Origin of the sequence: Marinimicrobium agarilyticum DSM 16975 (genome assembly GCF_000423345.1) — a bacterium.
GTDB classification, from domain to species: Bacteria; Pseudomonadota; Gammaproteobacteria; order Pseudomonadales; family Cellvibrionaceae; genus Marinimicrobium; species Marinimicrobium agarilyticum.
Map to the genome: position 1 here is coordinate 84,941 of NZ_KE384008.1, position 16,971 is coordinate 101,911.

The following is a 16,971-nucleotide window of genomic DNA, read 5'->3' on the forward strand; positions in this document are numbered from 1 at the left end:
AAATTGACTGGGCGGAACAGCTGCCTTCGATGACCATTTCAAGTACAATTGCGCCCTCTCCAAAACCCTCCGAACCTCTGAGGTCCTGATCGACATGCTGATTATGCGCGGCGCCCCCGCACTTTCGTCTTTCCGCTCTGAAAAACTACTGACGGCTCTGCAGAGCCGAGTCCCCGCCATCACTGGCCTGAGCGCCGAATATGTGCACTTTGCCGACCTTGACAGCCCCTTGTCTGACGACCAGCAACAGACGCTCGAACGGCTCCTGACCTACGGTCCCGCCCCCGAGACCGAGGCGGGCCATGAGGGCCAACTGTTTCTGGTACTACCCCGCCCGGGTACGATCTCACCTTGGGCCTCCAAGGCGACGGACATCGCCCGCAACTGCGGTCTGAGCCAAATTCGCCGGTTGGAGCGTGGTACCGCCTTCTATATAGAAGGCGCTGTTTCTGATCGTGATCGCTCGGCGGTCAACGAACTGATTCACGATCGCATGGTGGAAACCGTCATGCCCGAGCTGGAGCAGGCCAGTCGCCTGTTTCAGAAACAGACCCCCGCGCCGCAAGCCAGCGTGGATATCCTCGAGGGCGGGCGCGAAGCTCTGGTGCAGGCAAACCGCGAGCTGGGCCTGGCGCTGGCGGATGACGAAATCGACTATCTGGTGGAAAGCTTCCAGGGAATGGGACGCAACCCGGTGGATGTAGAGTTGATGATGTTCGCCCAGGCGAACTCGGAGCACTGCCGTCACAAAATTTTCAACGCCTCCTGGACGCTGGATGGAGAGGATCAGCCGCGCTCGCTGTTCAAAATGATCAAGAACACTTACGAGCAGGGCGGAGAGCAGGTGCTGTCCGCCTATGCGGACAACGCCGCTGTGGTGGAAGGCCCCACGGCCGGTCGTTTTTACCCCGACGCGCAGACCCAGACGTACAGCTTTCATGAAGAGCCGATCAACCTTCTGATGAAGGTGGAAACCCACAACCATCCCACCGCCATTGCTCCCTTTCCCGGTGCGGGCACTGGTGCCGGCGGGGAAATCCGGGATGAGGGCGCCGTCGGTCGCGGCTCCAAGCCCAAGGTGGGGCTGTCCGGTTTCACCGTCTCCAACCTGCAGATTCCGAACTTTGAGCAGCCCTGGGAGCAAAGCTACGGACGCCCGAACCGGATCGCCAGCCCGCTGGACATCATGCTGGAGGGCCCCATTGGCGGTGCCGCCTTCAACAATGAGTTCGGTCGCCCCAACATCTGCGGCTACTTCCGGACCTTTGAGGAAGACTTTGACGGCGAGCGGCGTGGGTATCACAAGCCGATCATGCTGGCCGGTGGCTACGGCAACATCAAGAGTGAGCACGTCGACAAGCCCCCGTTCAACGCCGGTGCCAAGCTGGTGGTGTTGGGCGGCCCCGCCATGCTGATCGGGCTTGGCGGTGGGGCGGCTTCGTCCATGGACTCGGGCAGCTCCACCGAGGACCTGGACTTCGCTTCAGTCCAGCGCCAGAACCCCGAGATTGAGCGTCGTTGTCAGGAAGTGATCGACCGTTGCTGGCAGCAGGGCGCACGCAACCCCATTGCCTTTATTCACGACGTGGGCGCCGGCGGTTTGTCCAATGCCTTCCCCGAACTGGTGAAAGACGGCGGCTGCGGCGGCCGGTTTGAGCTTCGTAACGTGCCCAATGACGAGCCCGGCATGAGCCCCTTGGCCATCTGGTGTAACGAGTCCCAGGAGCGGTATGTGCTCGCCATTCAGCCCGAGGACCTCGAGCGTTTCGAGGCCATCTGCCAGCGTGAGCGGGCCCCCTACGCCGTCGTGGGTGAGGCCACCAGTGAGCAGCACCTGCTGGTCAATGACACCCACTTTGAGGCCAGACCGGTGGACTTGCCCATGTCCGTGCTGTTTGGCAAACCGCCCAAGATGCACCGCAGTGCCGAGCGCTATCAGGCGGCCACATCGACCTTTGGCACGACCGAGCTGGACATCAACGAGGCGGCCGAGCGGGTCTTGAAACACCCCTCGGTGGCCAGCAAGAACTTTTTGATTACCATCGGTGATCGCTCCGTCACGGGCATGGTGGCGCGCGATCAGATGGTGGGCCCCTGGCAGGTTCCGGTGGCCGACTGTGCGGTCACCACCGTCAGCTATGACAGCTACAAGGGCGAGGCGATGAGCATGGGAGAGCGCACCCCTGTCGCCTTGCTCGATGCTCCAGCGTCCGGGCGTCTCGCCATCGCCGAAGCGATTACCAACATCGCGGCCACCCGTATCGACAAGCTGTCGGACATCAAGCTGTCCGCCAACTGGATGTGTGCCGCCGGCCACAAGGGTGAGGATGAAAAACTGTACCGCACGGTCGAGGCAGTGGGGATGGAGCTCTGCCCGGCCCTGGGAATCACCATCCCCGTGGGTAAGGACTCCATGTCCATGCGTACCGCCTGGCGGGACGAGCGCGGCGAAAAGGCCGTGACCGCGCCGCTCTCTCTGGTGATTTCGGCGTTCTCTCCGGTACTGGATGTGCGCCAGACCGTGACGCCCCAGTTGCGACTGGAAGGCGGTCCGAGCGACGTGCTTCTGCTGGACTTGGGCAACGGTAAAAACCGCCTGGGGGGGTCCATTCTGGCGCAGGTGTACAACCAGATGGGCGAAACGTCTCCGGACCTGGACGATGCCGCTCAGCTCAAGGGCTTCTTTGAGGCGGTTCAGGCCTCACTGGCCGCAGGCCAGTTGCTCGCCTACCACGACCGCAGCGACGGTGGGCTGTTTGCCACTCTGACGGAGATGATGTTCGCCGGCCACTGTGGTCTGGATATCGATCTCTCGGGCATGGGCGAGGAGGCGTTGGCCGTGCTGTTCAGCGAGGAGCCGGGTGCGGTGATTCAGGTGCGTCGTGACGACCGCGATGCGGTATTGCGCCGGTTTGAGCAGGCCGGTGTGGCGGCGCGGGTCATTGGTGAGCCCAACGACGAGGACTGGCTGCATATCCGCCAGGACGGCGTCATGCTGTTTGATCAGTCCCGGGCCATTCTGCAGACTCTGTGGGCGGAAACCAGCTACCAGATGCAGGCGTTGCGCGATAACCCCGAGTGCGCGCAACAGGAATTCGAACAGTTGCTCAGCCACGATCCCGGCCTGAGCGCCGAGCTCAGTTTTGACCCGAGCGACGATGTGGCCGCCCCCTACATTGCCAAGGGTGTTCGCCCGGCCGTGGCCGTTCTGCGAGAACAGGGCGTTAACGGTCAGGTGGAAATGGCGGCGGCCTTTGACCGCGCCGGCTTCCAGGCGGTGGACGTTCACATGAGCGATATCCTGTCCGGACGGCGCTCGTTGGAAGAGTTCAAGGGGCTGGTGGCCTGCGGCGGCTTCTCTTACGGTGATGTGCTCGGGGCCGGCGAGGGGTGGGCCAAGACCGTGCTGTTCAATGCCCTGGCGCGGGATCAGTTCTCCGCCTTTTTCGAGCGCGAAGACACGTTCAGCCTGGGTGTGTGTAACGGCTGTCAGATGATGTCCAACCTCAAGTCCCTGATTCCGGGAACCGACCATTGGCCGCATTTTGTACGCAACCGTTCAGAGCAGTTCGAGGCCCGGGTGAGTCTGGTCCGGGTCGAAGAGTCACCTTCAGTCCTGTTGCGGGGAATGGCCGGTTCGCACTTGCCGGTGGCGGTGGCCCATGGTGAGGGTCGCGCTGAATTTTCCGGCGCGTCGTTGTCTGAGTGCGATGGCAGCGGGCTGGTCTCCGTTCGTTACCTGGACAACGCGCTCAATGTGACTGATCGCTACCCGGCGAACCCGAACGGTTCGCCCAAAGGCATTACCGGTCTGACCAGCAAAGACGGTCGAGTGACCATCATGATGCCGCACCCGGAACGGGTGTTCAGAACCGTGACCAACTCCTGGCATCCGGATTCGTGGGGGGAAGATGGCCCCTGGCTACGGATGTTCCGCAACGCCCGGGTGTTTGTGGGCTGAGACTATTCGTAAATTAGGCTAAAGAGAGCGTGTTATGCAAAGGCAGCGGTTGATGTGGATGGCTCGGCTGGTCTGCCTGGGGATGTTGGTGGGGGCGCTGCAGGCCTGTACCACTACCGAGGAGGCGCCGAAACCGGCGAGCGCTAAGGCCGCCGAGGCCGAGCGCGCCCCAATCTCCGAAGAGGCCTGGTTGGACCCTCGTCTGGATGGCGTGTTTGTGGTGCCGGGGGTGGATTTCAGCCGCTACCGTTCGCTGCTGGTGCCGACCCTGAATCTTGATCAGTGGCGCCCGCTGGGGCAGGAGCTTCCGCTTCAGGAACTCAATCGCAACGATGAGCAGTTTATCCGCCAGACTTACACGGAAACGCTGGTTCATACCCTGGTGATGCAGGGTGGTTACGAGCTGGCCATGGAGCCGGGCCCGGGGGTGTTGGAAGTCCGGGGTCGGCTTCAGCAGGGGCTGCAGGCGTCCGATGAGGGCAGCCTTCCCCGAGGGGCCGTGGTTATGCTACTCAACCTGGATCTGCACGATTCCGAATCCGGTGAGCTGGTGGCGGCCCTGAGTCAGCGACAGCCGCTGGCCCGCTCACTCAATGAACGTGCGAGCCAGTTGACGGCCATGCAGATACAGCAGGCATTTCTGGACTGGATGGAGTGGTTCCGACGGGAGCTTGATGTTTTGCGTTCGGGCTCCTGACCCCGGAGATTTGGACAATAAAAAAGGGCGGCCCCGCGGGGCCGCCCTTTTTTGTGCCGGACCAGCGATGGGTCATTACTCGTGGTTGATCACCATTACATCGTCGTCCAGCGCAGCGATCAGGCGCTCGGCGGTGTTGCCTCGACGGGACGTGGCCATACCGTTTTGGCCCAGCGTACCCATTACCACCAGATCGGCGTTGATTTTCTCGGCCACCTGGGACACGACTTCAGAGGTGTAACCATTGTCGACGTGAATGCGGTCTGGCTGCAGTCCGGTCTCTCTCACCAGGCGACCGCGGTCGGGGTAGTTCATGGCGTCCAGGTAGCCGTTCACGACATGAAGCTCGGCATCGTAAAGCTGGGCGTAGTGGCGAGCCTGCTCGAGAATAATCTTGTTGAGCTCGCGCTGCACATCCCGCTGGGCCTGGAAGTTGACGGCTGCCAAAATCACTTTACGCGCTTCTTTGGCACCGGGACGGATCAGGACCACCGGGCAGTGAGCCCCTTTAAGCAGCTCCCACTTGGACTCGGTAAAGGTAAAGCGGGTGTAGTTGACCTTGGCATGCACCGGCAGATAGATCAGGTCAGCGCTGAAGCGCTTGGCGGACTGCATGATGGAGGCCTGCCATTCGCTCGACCAGGACACCTCGATCATATACTCGATACCCGCCTCTTCCAGCGGCTTCTTGATCATCGCGTCGAACCAGCGCTGGTCACGGAACAGTTTGTCGTTGCTTGCCCGTGTGTCTACTGCGTCGCCATCCACGGCCACGAATACATACACAAAAGGCTTAACGTCGAGCAGCTTGGCGGTCACCGCCACGCGTTCCAGAGCGATGTGTTGCTCATCGTTGGGGTCGACAACGACAAAGATCTTTTGCTGAGGGGTTGTCATAGTGGCTCCTGCTGAGGTTCCTGTTCAATTCTGTGATTATTAGAAAGGCTTAGCATAGCAATCACGGAAATGTTTTTACAGCGGAAATTTTCCCGCTGGTCATGGGGTTAGCGCCGGTTTTGCTCTAGTATAGGGGCCTCTGGAATGAAAAAGGAGAGATGACTATGCCCAACGACAAACAGTGGCAGCGCCGCACTGATGACTGGGTCAAGTCCAGTCACGAATCCCGCAAGCGCAAAGAAGAGGCCCGCCGCCGTCGCAGCTCGGAACCCACTCAACGCAGCGGGCCCGCTCGCTAAAGGCGCCGTCTTCCCGCTGAAGGCTCAGTCTTCCTGCTCCGCCCCCGGCAGGGGTGGGGTCCAGCCGCCCAGTTGTTTCCACTCATTGACGATGTAGCAGAACAGGTCGGCGGTCTTTTCGGCGTCGTAGGCGGCGCTGTGGGCCGCGCTGTTGCTGAACTCGATGCCCGCGATCCGGCAGGCCTTGGCCAGTACCGTCTGCCCGCAGGCCAGGCCCGCCAGTGTGGCGGTATCGAAGCAGGAAAAGGGATGGAAGGGGTTGCGCTTGACGCCGCAGCGGGCGACAGCGGCGTTGACAAACCCCAGGTCAAAGTGGGCGTTGTGGGCCACCATGACCGCCCGGGTACAGCCGTGGGCCCGGACTGACTTGCGGATCGAGCGCATCAGCTCGGGCATCACCATGGATTCCGGCTCGGCGGGCCGGTCCGGGCTTTCCGGGTCAATGCCGGTGAAATCCAGAGCCGATTGCTCAATATTGGCGCCCTCGAACGGATCGACATGAAAATCGAACGTCTCGTCCCGTCGCAGCGTGCCGTCCGCGTCCATGGTGAGCGTCACCGCGGCAATCTCCAGCAGCGCATCGGTCACGGCGTTGAACCCCCCGGTCTCGACATCAATCACAACGGGCAGGTAGCCGCGAAAGCGGCTGGCCATGGGGGAGTTCGGATCTTTGGCGGCTTCCGGCTGGTTCACTGGGACCTCGTCTCGCCCGGGGTGGTCAAACGCCAGTGTAGGCTTTCGCCCGCCCGGAGGGGCACCAGCTCGTGTTCGCCCATGGCCAGGGCCTCGGGCAGGGTCCACTCTTCTCGGGTCAGGGTGACCGAATCGGTATTGCGCGGCAGCCCGTAGAAGTCGGGACCGAAGTGGCTGGCGAAGGCTTCGAGTTTATCCAATGCCCCCGCGCGCTCAAAGGCCTCGGCGTAGAGTTCAATAGCGGCATGGGCGGTGTAGCAGCCGGCGCAGCCGCAGCTCGCCTCTTTCTTGCCTTTGGTGTGCGGGGCCGAGTCGGTCCCCAGGAAAAACCGGGGGTGGCCGCTGGTGGCCGCCTCGACCAGCGCTTCCTGGTGGCGGTTGCGCTTGAGAATCGGTAGGCAATAGTAGTGCGGGCGAATACCACCGACCAACATGTGGTTGCGGTTGTACAGCAGGTGGTGTGCGGTAATGGTGGCGGCCACGCGCTCGCCCGCCTCGCGGACAAAAGTGGCCGAGTCGGCAGTGGTAATGTGCTCCAGCACCGTGTAAAGCCCGGGGAAGTCGGCGACCAGCGGGCTGAAGATCCGATCCAGAAAGGTTTTTTCCCGGTCGAAAATATCGATGTCGCTGTCGGTGACCTCTCCGTGTACCAGAAAACGCAGCCCCTCTTGTTCCATCGCTTCGAGTACCGGGTAAAGGCCCTTGATGTCCGTGACGCCGGAGTCGGAATTGGTGGTGGCACCCGCGGGATAGAGCTTACAGGCCACGACGCCGGCGGCTTTGGCGGCTCGAATGTCCTCGGCGGTGGTTCTGTCGGTCAGATAGAGCACCATCAGCGGCTCAAATTCCCGCCCCGGGGGCAGGGCTGCCAGAATACGCTCCCGATAGGCATTGGCCATGGCTGCCGTAGTCACTGGTGGTACCAGGTTGGGCATCACAATGGCACGGTGGAACTGGGCCGAGGCGTCTGCCACGGTACGGGGCAAGGCGTCGCCGTCGCGCAGATGAATGTGCCAGTCGTCGGGACGGGTGATGGTCAGTTGCTCGGTCATGGACACCGCTTGGTTTAGGCCGGATTCAATCGAAGAGCGCGCATGCTACCAAAATTGCCGCTAAAGCGCAGCCACCACGGGCCGATACAGCGTGTATAGCTGGGTATTTTCAGTGGGCGCGAGGTTGATGAGGGTGTGACGTTGATGAGAGGGGTAGGCCAGAATCTTCGGCGAGCCATAGGGCTGGTGCTGTGCCTGCCGTTGGTGGCGGTCACGGGAAGCCGTGCCGAGGTCTTCGGCGGTCCGGTGGCCGACGCCCGCTGGGTGTTGGATGCCTCTGTGTTTGAATGTCGGCTCTCTCACTCTATCCCACGCTTCGGTGAAGCGGTGTTCACCCGCCGCGCGGGTGAGGAGCAACGCTTTGTCCTGAGCCAGAGCAATCGGTTTCTGGGAGCGGGCGAGGCCCGCGTTCGCAGCGAGCACCCGGTCTGGCGCGAAACCGCCAGCCCCGAGCCATTGGCGCCGGTCGCCGTCGAAGTGGGGACCAAAACTGTGACCACCGACTGGCGCTACTCCCAACGGCTCGCGGCCGAGTTGCGTGAGGGGCGACGGCTGGTATTCACCCGTGAGCCCTGGGATAACCGGCAGGAACCGATGGAGGTCATCGTGGCCCCGGTCGGTTTCAGGGCCGGTATTGAGGCGTTTCACGCCTGCCTGCAGAGCTTGCTGCCGGTCAATTTTGATCAGGTGGAGCGTACTTCCCTCGACTTCCCGGCGGGGACCCAGGAGTTGTCGGAGTCTGAGCTGGACAAACTGAAGCCCGTGATCCTATACGCCAAGGCGGACCCGCGGGTGGACCGGGTCTACGTGGACGGCCATACCGACGGTACCGGCTTGCGCGCCGAAAACCTTGAGCTGTCCCGGGAGCGGGCGGAAATGGTCACCCAATTACTGGTCGACCGGGGCATTCCCGCACGCCAGATCACGACCCGCTGGCACGGTGAGCGCTATCCGGTGGCCAGCAACCAATCCGCCGAGGGGAGGGCGGAGAACCGCCGGGTCACCATTCGTTTGGAGCGCACCGGTCAATCGACCACCGCTCGCGCGCCTTGACTTGATATGGGGCAACCCGCCCCAACTATCCAATAAACAACATCTTCCGTTCCCGCAGGTCCCGGTGGGGAGCTTTGGGCTCCGGTGTCTGTGGAATTTATTGTGTCAGTTCGAGTCCAATCTGGCCCGTCCGGCGTAGTAAACGTTGAATGTTTGGCTGCGCCCGCTTGAATTTCAGTAACGACCAAGAGGAATCTTTCATGCCCCAGATCGGTTTTCGTCATTCGTTGATGGTGTATTTGACGAGCCTGCTGTGCCTGTTGATGTTCACCGCGCCGGCCCAGGCGCGCGAGCTGCCCGATTTCACCGAACTTGTGGAAGAGCAGTCCCCCGCGGTGGTCAAGATTACCACTAAAGGGCGCGTTGAGACCGGCAACCGGATTCCCTACCAGGAAGAGATACCGGACATGTTCCGGGAGTTCTTCGAGCGTCGTATGCCCGAAGAGCGTGATGTCCGCTCCATGGGGTCGGGCTTCATCATCTCTGAGGACGGCTATATTCTGACCAACAACCATGTGGTCAAGAATGCCGACAACATCTATGTGCGCCTGATCGACCGGCGGGAGTTCACCGCTAAAGTCATCGGTACTGACCCCCGCTCGGATCTGGCGCTGCTGAAAGTGGATGCCGACAACCTCCCATATCTGCGCTTTGCGGACTCCGATGACGTGAAAGTGGGGCAGTGGGTGTTGGCCATCGGCTCGCCGTTCGGGCTGGATTACTCAGTAAGTTCCGGGATCATCAGTGCCATTGGCCGCAGCATTCCGAGCTCCACCAACGATACCTATGTCCCGTTTATCCAGACCGATGTCGCGATTAATCCAGGTAACTCCGGGGGGCCGCTGTTCAACCTCGATGGCGAAGTGGTCGGCATCAACTCCCAGATATACACCCGTTCGGGGGGGTCGATCGGGTTGTCCTTTGCCATTCCTGCCGGGTTGGCGAAGGATGTGGTGGCTCAGCTGAAAGAAAGCGGTCGCGTCGAGCGCGGCTGGCTGGGCGTGATGATTCAGGAGGTCAATCGGGACCTGGCCAGCTCGTTCGGGCTGCGCAAACCCACCGGTGCCCTGATTTCCAATATGGACCCGGAAGGGCCGGCGGCCCAGTCCGGTCTTGAAGTGGGCGATATTATTCTGGAATACAACGGTCGGGAAGTGGGCGAGTCCGGCGATTTGCCGCCGATGGTGGGGCGCACCGCGCCAGGCTCCGAAGTCCCTGTGCTGATCATGCGCCGGGGCGAGAAACGCACCATTGATGTGGAAATCGGCCTGCTGCCCGATCGCAGTGGCCAGGTGGCCGGTGACGCTCCGGGCGCCTCTCCCATGGGTGATCCCCTCGGGCTGCAAGTGGACAACCTGCCCTCCGATGTGGAAGAGCGCGGTGTTCTGGTCAAGCAGGTGGCAAGAGACAGCGCTGCTGCCCGCGCCGGTCTGCGCCCGGGCGATGTGATCACCCAACTGGGTTACGAGCAGGTCGCTTCGGTCAGCGGCTACCGTGAGCTCGTCGATGATCTGCCCAAAGGCGAGCCGGTAGCCGTGCGCTTCCTGCGCGAAGGCCAGCCGGCGTTCACCACCCTCAAGATTGAGTAGCTTGTCACGACCCGGCCCATAGCCGGGCCGGGTCAAATACGCTAAACTGGCCGCCTTTGCCCGGCGGCCCCTATACCGCACTCGGTGGCGACCCTTGAGGGTTCTTCTTGATGTTCACTTCAAAGGCTTGCCACCCAGCCGTTCCCGCCGCCTTGCCATTTTTCAATCAACGAAATAAGACGCCCAGTGACTGATCTCAGCCATATTCGTAACTTTTCCATCATCGCCCACATCGACCACGGAAAATCGACCATTGCAGACCGCTTCATCCAGGTCTGCGGCGGGCTGACGGACCGGGAAATGGCCGAGCAGGTGCTCGACTCCATGGATCTGGAACGCGAGCGTGGCATCACCATCAAGGCCCAGAGCGTCACCCTGAGCTACAAGGCTCGGGACGGGAAAACCTACCAGCTTAACTTTATTGATACCCCCGGCCACGTGGACTTCTCCTACGAGGTCTCTCGCTCCCTGTACGCCTGCGAGGGTGCGTTGCTGGTGGTGGACGCGGGGCAGGGCGTGGAAGCCCAGTCCGTGGCCAACTGCTATACCGCCATTGAACAGGGGCTGGAAGTGATTCCGGTACTGAACAAAATGGACCTGCCCCAGGCTGAACCGGAACGTGTAGCGCAAGAAATCGAGGATATCATCGGTATCGAGGCCATTGATGCTGTGCGTTGCAGTGCAAAATCCGGCCAGGGCATCGAGGATGTGCTGGAGGAACTGGTGCGGTTGGTTCCGCCACCGGTGGGGGACGTGGATGCGCCCTTGCAGGCTCTGATCATCGACTCCTGGTTCGATAAATACATGGGCGTGGTGTCACTGGTGCGGGTGACGCAGGGCACCTTGAAAGTCAAAGACAAAATCGTCACCAAGTCCATCGGCAAGTCGCACGTGGTGGACAGCCTCGGGGTGTTCAACCCCAAGGCCACCAACCTCAAAGAGCTGAGGGCCGGCGAAGTGGGTTTTGTGGTCGCCGGTATCAAGGAAATTCTGGGCGCGCCGGTCGGCGATACGCTGACCCATGCCAACAGCCCGGACACGCCCGCCTTGCCCGGCTTCAAAAAAGTGAAGCCCCAGGTCTACGCCGGCATGTTCCCGGTGGACGCCGATGACTTTGAAGATTTCCGTGAGGCCTTGTCCAAGCTGACGCTGAACGATGCTTCGTTGTTTTTCGAGCCGGAAAGCTCCGATGCCCTCGGCTTCGGTTTTCGCTGTGGCTTTCTCGGAATGCTCCACATGGAAATTATTCAGGAGCGGCTGGAGCGGGAATACGACCTGGACCTGATTACCACCGCGCCCACCGTGGTCTACGAAGTATTGACCACCAAGGGCGAGACGCTCTACGTCTCCAGCCCCTCGGCGTTGCCGGATACCGGTGACATTGAAGAAATGCGCGAGCCAATTGCCGAGGCCAACATCCTCGTGCCCCAGGAATACCTGGGCAACGTCATTACCCTGTGCAGTGAGAAACGGGGTATGCAAAAAGACATGCAGTACACCGGTAGTCAGGTGGCGTTGCGATACGATATGCCGATGAACGAGGTGGTCATGGACTTCTTTGATCGCCTCAAGTCCGCCAGTCGCGGTTTTGCGTCCCTCGATTACAGCTTTGATCGGTTTGAGGCAGCCAACCTGGTCCGCCTGGATGTACTGATCAACGGCGACAAGGTGGACGCGTTGGCGCTGATTGTCCACCGGGACCACTCCCAGAGCATCGGCCGGTCTCTGGTGGAAAAAATGAAAGAATTGATTCCCCGGCAGATGTTCGATGTGGCCATTCAGGCGGCGATCGGCGGTAACGTCATCTCTCGCTCTACGGTCAAGGCTCTGCGCAAAAACGTGACCGCCAAGTGTTATGGCGGCGACGCCTCGCGCAAGAAAAAACTGTTGGAAAAACAGAAGGCCGGTAAAAAGCGCATGAAACAGGTCGGACGGGTGGAAATTCCCCAGGACGCCTTCCTGGCAGTGCTTAAGGTCGACAGTTAAGGTCGGCTACTGATAACAACCAATACGGACAGCAACAGGAACCCGAATGAGTAGTATAAACCTACCCCTGATTCTGACTCTGGCGGTGTTTATCACCGGCCTGGTGTGGTTGTATGACCGCCTGGTGCTGTCCCGCCCACGTAAGCAGGCCCTGGCCGCGGTGGATAAGCAATTTGCCCGCGCTGACCTTAATAATGCCGCTCAGCGCAAGGCCTACGAAGAGGCTCGGGAGGCCGCCGGGCAGGAACCGATCTGGGTCGAGTACTCCAAATCCTTTTTCCCGGTGTTGGCGCTGGTGTTCGTGCTGCGGTCGTTTATTGCCGAGCCGTTCCAGATTCCCTCCGGCTCCATGGAGCCCACGCTTCAGGTAGGCGACTTTATCGTCGTGAACAAGTTTACCTACGGTATCCGCCTGCCAGTGTTGAACACGGAAGTGATTCCGATCAACGACCCCAAGCGGGGAGATGTCATGGTCTTCTTTCCGCCCCACCAGCCGGAGACCTATTTTATCAAGCGGGTAATCGGCCTGCCGGGCGACACGGTCACCTATATTGACCACCAATTGACCATCAATGGTGAACCCGTTCCGCAGGAGCTTGTGGAAGTGAACCAGTCGGCGCCACAGCCCTACCGGGTTGTCAAAGAAACGCTCGGGGACAATACTTACACTGTTCGCAAGCACCTGAACCCCGGTCGCTACAGCCGCTACGGCTCCTGGGTGGTGCCGGAAGGGCATTACTTCATGATGGGTGACAACCGGGACGGCAGCTTTGACAGCCGCGGCTGGAATGAGCTGAACCAGGACCCGAGCAAGAATTTCAGTTTCGTGCCCGAGAGCGAGATTGTCGGCAAAGCCTTTGCGATCTGGATGCATTGGGATTCACTCTTCAGTCTGCCCAGTTTTGAGCGGGCTGGAACCATTCAATAACCGTTGGGCGCTTAACCAAGAGGGCGAGCGGATGCAATTGCAAAAGCAGCAAACCGGCATGTCTACGCTGGGTGTGGTGTTTATCATTCTGGTCGTGGTGGCTATTGTCTTCACGGCTTTCAAGGTGGTGCCGCCTTATGCGGAGAATCGCTATATTACCTCTGCCCTGAAATCCCTGGCGCGCAACAATCCTGACCTGTTCAGTATGAGCCCGACGGAGATCCGTTCGCAGTTGACCAAGTTCTACACCGTCAACAACGTCAACGCTGAAGGCCGGAAGAACATCGATATAGACAAGCACTCCAGCCGCGTGGTGATTACCATCGCCTACGAGGAACGTATCGACTTTATCAAAAACATCGATCTGGTCTTTTCCTTCAACAATCAGCTCGACAGCTCGGCACCGGAGCAGTGCTGTACGCCGTTGGAGCAGAATCTCAGTAGCGACTAGTGACTGATTTACTCAAAAAACGCCTTCAGCAACGTCTCGGTTATGATTTCCGTGATCCGGCCCAACTCGATCTGGCGCTGACGCACCGCAGCCACGGCGCTCACAACAATGAGCGTCTCGAGTTTTTGGGGGACTCCATCCTGAACTTCATTATTGGCGAAGCCCTCTTTCGTCGTTTTCCCGAGGCGCGAGAGGGGCAGCTCAGCCGCCTGCGCTCCCAGATGGTCAAGGGCGAGACACTCGCCGCCATCGCGCGTGAGTTCGAGGTGGGCGACTGCCTGCTGCTCGGTGAGGGGGAAATGAAAAGTGGTGGCAGCCGCCGCGATTCCATTTTGGCCGATACCATCGAAGCCTTGATCGGCGGCATTTACCTCGAGTCTGGTTTCGAAGTCTGTGCCGAGCGGGTCAACGCCTGGTACCGGGAACGGCTCGACGCGCTCTCGCTGGCCAGCCCCGCCAAGGACGCCAAAACCCGACTTCAGGAATTCCTCCAGGCCCACAAATTGCCGCTGCCGGAATACAACGTCGTTGAAGTCGAGGGTGAAGCTCACGCCCATCGCTTTACCATCGAATGCCGGGTGGCGCCGCTGAAAGAGGCGGCGCGGGCCCGGGCTAACAGTCGGCGCGTCGCTGAAAAGCAGGCCGCCGCCGAAGTGCTCGAACAACTGCAGAAACTTGAACTCAAACCCAAGCGCAAGGGCTAACCATGACCGAGACTCAACCCCCCAGCCGTTGCGGCTACGTGGCGATTGTGGGCCGGCCCAATGTGGGCAAATCCACATTGCTCAACCATATGCTGGGCCAGAAGGTCAGCATCACCTCGCGCAAGCCGCAGACGACGCGTAACAATGTTCAGGGCATCAAGACCGAAGGGTCCAACCAGATCATTTTTGTCGACACCCCCGGGCTGCATCAGGGCCAGAAAAAAGCCATCAACCGTTATATGAATCAGGCTGCCACCACCGCCATCAAAGATGTGGACGTGGTCGTGTTTCTGGTGGACCGGCTCACCTGGACCGAGGAAGACGAAATGGTGGCCCTGCGGCTTGAAAATCTGAGCTGCCCGATCATTCTCGCCATCAACAAAGTCGACAAGGTCGAGCAAAAAGAGAGCTTGCTGCCGCATTTGCAGAAGCTGGGCGAGCGTTTTCCGAAAGCGGAAATCATCCCGCTGTCCGCCCTGAAGAACACCAACCTGGATCGGCTGGAAGACCTGATCGTCGAACGTCTGCCCGAAGGTGTGCACTTCTATCCAGAGGACCAGCTCACCGATCGCAGCTCCCGCTTTATGGCGGCGGAAATGGTACGGGAAAAAATCACCCGGCAACTGGGTGATGAGCTGCCGTACCAGATGGCCGTTGAAATTGAAGAATTCAAAGACGAAGAACGTGTGCTCCACATCTCCGCCGTGGTACTGGTCGAGCGGGAAGGCCAGAAACGGATTCTGATCGGCGAGCGTGGTGAGCGCATCAAACAGATCGGGCAGCAGGCCCGCCTGGATATGGAAAAGCTGTTTGAGAAGAAAGTAATGCTCAAGCTCTGGGTCAAGGTCAAATCCGGCTGGTCCGATGACAGTCGGGCCCTGCGCAGCCTGGGTTACGACGACGTATAAACGGGTAGTGAACCATGCGCATTGAATTTCAGCCCGCGTATGTGTTGCACACCCGCCCCTACCGGGACACCAGCCTGCTGGTGGACCTGCTGACCCCGGACTACGGCCGCATCGGCGCCGTCGCCAAGGGCGTGCGCCGGGGCAAAAGCCAGCGCCGCCCCCTGCTGAATCCCTTTATTGCCGTACTGGTCTCCCTGGCCGGCAAGAGCAACCTGAAGACCCTCACCGCCGTAGAAGCCGATGGCCCCAGCCTTCGCCTTGCCGGCCTGGCACTGTACAGCGGCTTCTACGTCAACGAACTGCTGGTGCGCCTGCTCGGCGAGCAGGACCCCAACCCTGACATCTTCGACGATTACCGCTGGACCATGCAGGCCCTGTCGGCACTGGATGGCGGAACCCCCGAACCGCTACTGCGCCAGTTCGAGTGGCGTCTGCTGGACCACCTCGGCTACGGCATCAGCTTCACCCAGGAAGCGGACACCGGCGATGCCATCTCACCGGAGTGCCTCTACCGGTTCGACCCGGAAGCGGGTTTTATCCCCACCTACAGCAGCCGGAATCCCATCGAAACCCCCAAGCTCTTCATTGGCGCCGATCTGCTGGCCTGCGCTGAGGCGGACTTCACTCAGCCCCAAGTCTTAGCCGTAGCAAAACGACTCAGCCGCCAGATGCTCCATCCTCTGCTTGGCTCCAAGCCTCTGAAAAGTCGGGACTTGTTCAAGTGAGTTTTGTATTGCCGTGTCACCGGCTGCAAAAGGGGCATATGTAGACCTCTGAAGCTGATCAAATCGAGTTTATTTATCGAAGCGGCGAATCTGTCTGCGGGAACTGTTTAACGTATGAAAAATTTTACAATAGTGCTTGCGTGTGTTGGTCTGGCTTGTGTCGTTTTGATGGCTTACCTCTATAACCAGAACGCTGAGGTAAAAAATGATGCATCGGAAAAACCAGCTGTCGTAGAGCGCACCGTATCGTCTAGTGCGGGTTATACGCGCGAGACTGATGATGGTTCAGGGCCGAGTTCGAACACTCATTCAGAACAAGCTGTTATTGAGAGCCAAGATGGCGCCGAGAGCAGCGAGGAAGCGCTCATTAAGGCAATGGAAAAGCAAGCTGCACTGAATGAGCAGCATGGCTATTTTGATGATATTGAGATAAAGACTTACGATGGCTATAGCGATGAAACGTTGCGCTCATTGGGTGATGGTGGAGACGTTAGAGCGTTGTTGAAGTTATCACACCGATATGCCCGACGTTTAGAGTTCGCCCAAGAAGCTGATGTATTAATGGAGGCCGCGGCCAGAGGTGCGACTTCCGCTTTGGTAACCAGAGCTATATCGATATCCTCTAGACTGAAGGCGGAGCTTTACGACGAGAAAGCTGCGAGGGAGGCGGTTTACGACGTGCTTGCTCTATGTGCCGTGTCTTCAAAAATGGGTAATGATATAGGACATCGGGACTTTCTAAAGGGGGTTGTTGATGATACTAACTTCGTTTTCACAAAGGAGAACCAAGAGATTGTTGACCGCCGAGCCGAGTCTATTTACGACTCCTTGAATAAAAAGAGACGTGAGCTCGGGCTAGATCCTTTTGAGGATGAATATTAAATTGGATTGAGGATTTTGGGGTTTTGTAGTGCATCGTGATAAAGATTGACTGGCTGTCTCCCGTTGGACCCCCTTCCATTGTTGTCGTAAAACTAGTCACGTTTGAGGCTCAGTATTGTATTACAATAGGGCCTTTCGTAGAATAA

General features: G+C 59.6%; 15 protein-coding genes. 12 read left to right on the plus strand and 3 right to left on the minus strand.

What is annotated here, in order from left to right:
- The first annotated feature begins 94 nt into the window (after positions 1 to 94).
- Both purL and G547_RS0116255 read left to right on the plus strand, forming a co-directional pair.
- Positions 95 to 3,961, plus strand: coding sequence for a phosphoribosylformylglycinamidine synthase (purL, locus tag G547_RS0116250; protein ID WP_027330739.1), 3,867 nt, complete (start codon positions 95 to 97; stop codon positions 3,959 to 3,961).
- Between the two features lie 34 nt (positions 3,962 to 3,995).
- On the plus strand, positions 3,996 to 4,658 hold the full coding sequence (locus tag G547_RS0116255; RefSeq protein ID WP_027330740.1) for a DUF3313 domain-containing protein: 663 nt from the start codon (positions 3,996 to 3,998) through the stop codon (positions 4,656 to 4,658).
- 75 nt (positions 4,659 to 4,733) lie between these two features.
- Here the strand turns inward: G547_RS0116255 and G547_RS0116260 are convergent, their stop codons facing one another.
- Positions 4,734 to 5,555, minus strand: a complete 822-nt coding sequence (locus G547_RS0116260; protein WP_027330741.1) for a universal stress protein — start codon at positions 5,553 to 5,555, stop codon at positions 4,734 to 4,736.
- Positions 5,556 to 5,719: 164 nt separating this feature from the next.
- Here G547_RS0116260 and G547_RS23975 point away from each other — a divergent pair, with 164 nt between their 5' ends.
- Positions 5,720 to 5,854, plus strand: a complete 135-nt coding sequence (locus tag G547_RS23975; RefSeq protein WP_281167784.1) for a hypothetical protein — start codon at positions 5,720 to 5,722, stop codon at positions 5,852 to 5,854.
- A gap of 24 nt (positions 5,855 to 5,878) precedes the next feature.
- Here G547_RS23975 and rnt read toward each other — a convergent pair whose 3' ends face one another.
- Positions 5,879 to 6,508, minus strand: a complete 630-nt coding sequence (rnt, locus tag G547_RS0116270) for a ribonuclease T (RefSeq protein WP_036189453.1) — start codon at positions 6,506 to 6,508, stop codon at positions 5,879 to 5,881.
- Positions 6,509 to 6,543: 35 nt separating this feature from the next.
- Entirely contained in the window at positions 6,544 to 7,599 is a 1,056-nt protein-coding gene (gene pyrC / locus G547_RS0116275) for a dihydroorotase (RefSeq protein ID WP_027330743.1), read from the minus strand.
- A gap of 144 nt (positions 7,600 to 7,743) precedes the next feature.
- On the opposite strand from pyrC, the gene G547_RS21920 reads away from it, so the two are divergent.
- From G547_RS21920 to G547_RS0116320, 9 genes are all read left to right on the plus strand, one after another.
- On the plus strand, positions 7,744 to 8,652 hold the full coding sequence (locus G547_RS21920; RefSeq protein ID WP_084646129.1) for a MotY family protein: 909 nt from the start codon (positions 7,744 to 7,746) through the stop codon (positions 8,650 to 8,652).
- A gap of 200 nt (positions 8,653 to 8,852) precedes the next feature.
- Positions 8,853 to 10,241 (plus strand): DegQ family serine endoprotease, encoded by a 1,389-nt coding sequence (locus tag G547_RS0116285; protein ID WP_425411503.1) that lies wholly within the window; start codon positions 8,853 to 8,855, stop codon positions 10,239 to 10,241.
- Positions 10,242 to 10,427: 186 nt separating this feature from the next.
- Positions 10,428 to 12,227, plus strand: coding sequence for a translation elongation factor 4 (lepA, locus tag G547_RS0116290; RefSeq protein ID WP_027330745.1), 1,800 nt, complete (start codon positions 10,428 to 10,430; stop codon positions 12,225 to 12,227).
- A 46-nt stretch (positions 12,228 to 12,273) separates the two neighbouring features.
- On the plus strand, positions 12,274 to 13,155 hold the full coding sequence (lepB, locus tag G547_RS0116295; RefSeq protein WP_027330746.1) for a signal peptidase I: 882 nt from the start codon (positions 12,274 to 12,276) through the stop codon (positions 13,153 to 13,155).
- A gap of 31 nt (positions 13,156 to 13,186) precedes the next feature.
- Positions 13,187 to 13,606, plus strand: a complete 420-nt coding sequence (locus tag G547_RS0116300) for a DUF4845 domain-containing protein (RefSeq protein ID WP_027330747.1) — start codon at positions 13,187 to 13,189, stop codon at positions 13,604 to 13,606.
- Positions 13,606 to 14,310: a ribonuclease III gene (gene rnc / locus G547_RS0116305; RefSeq protein WP_027330748.1), complete on the plus strand. Its 705-nt coding sequence runs from the start codon at positions 13,606 to 13,608 to the stop codon at positions 14,308 to 14,310. Before G547_RS0116300 ends, rnc begins: the two co-directional genes overlap by 1 nt.
- Before the next feature lie 2 nt (positions 14,311 to 14,312).
- The gene (gene era, locus G547_RS0116310; protein ID WP_027330749.1) at positions 14,313 to 15,218 is read left to right on the plus strand and encodes a GTPase Era; all 906 of its coding nucleotides are present in this window, start codon (positions 14,313 to 14,315) and stop codon (positions 15,216 to 15,218) included.
- Between the two features lie 14 nt (positions 15,219 to 15,232).
- Complete coding sequence (gene recO, locus G547_RS0116315) at positions 15,233 to 15,943, plus strand: DNA repair protein RecO (protein ID WP_027330750.1); 711 nt, start codon at positions 15,233 to 15,235, stop codon at positions 15,941 to 15,943.
- A gap of 114 nt (positions 15,944 to 16,057) precedes the next feature.
- Positions 16,058 to 16,825, plus strand: coding sequence for a hypothetical protein (locus G547_RS0116320; protein ID WP_027330751.1), 768 nt, complete (start codon positions 16,058 to 16,060; stop codon positions 16,823 to 16,825).
- The last annotated feature ends 146 nt before the right edge of the window (positions 16,826 to 16,971 follow it).

Bases quoted from the DNA above. Each gene is read 5' to 3' on its own strand.
- purL (WP_027330739.1), top strand. From the start codon at position 95: ATGCTGATTATGCGCGGCGCCCCCGCACTTTCGTCTTTCCGCTCTGAA.
- G547_RS0116255 (WP_027330740.1), top strand. From the start codon at position 3,996: ATGCAAAGGCAGCGGTTGATGTGGATGGCTCGGCTGGTCTGCCTGGGG.
- G547_RS0116260 (WP_027330741.1), bottom strand. From the start codon at position 5,555: ATGACAACCCCTCAGCAAAAGATCTTTGTCGTTGTCGACCCCAACGAT.
- G547_RS23975 (WP_281167784.1), top strand. From the start codon at position 5,720: ATGCCCAACGACAAACAGTGGCAGCGCCGCACTGATGACTGGGTCAAG.
- rnt (WP_036189453.1), bottom strand. From the start codon at position 6,508: ATGGCCAGCCGCTTTCGCGGCTACCTGCCCGTTGTGATTGATGTCGAG.
- pyrC (WP_027330743.1), bottom strand. From the start codon at position 7,599: ATGACCGAGCAACTGACCATCACCCGTCCCGACGACTGGCACATTCAT.
- G547_RS21920 (WP_084646129.1), top strand. From the start codon at position 7,744: ATGAGAGGGGTAGGCCAGAATCTTCGGCGAGCCATAGGGCTGGTGCTG.
- G547_RS0116285 (WP_425411503.1), top strand. From the start codon at position 8,853: ATGCCCCAGATCGGTTTTCGTCATTCGTTGATGGTGTATTTGACGAGC.
- lepB (WP_027330746.1), top strand. From the start codon at position 12,274: ATGAGTAGTATAAACCTACCCCTGATTCTGACTCTGGCGGTGTTTATC.
- G547_RS0116300 (WP_027330747.1), top strand. From the start codon at position 13,187: ATGCAATTGCAAAAGCAGCAAACCGGCATGTCTACGCTGGGTGTGGTG.
- era (WP_027330749.1), top strand. From the start codon at position 14,313: ATGACCGAGACTCAACCCCCCAGCCGTTGCGGCTACGTGGCGATTGTG.
- recO (WP_027330750.1), top strand. From the start codon at position 15,233: ATGCGCATTGAATTTCAGCCCGCGTATGTGTTGCACACCCGCCCCTAC.
- G547_RS0116320 (WP_027330751.1), top strand. From the start codon at position 16,058: ATGAAAAATTTTACAATAGTGCTTGCGTGTGTTGGTCTGGCTTGTGTC.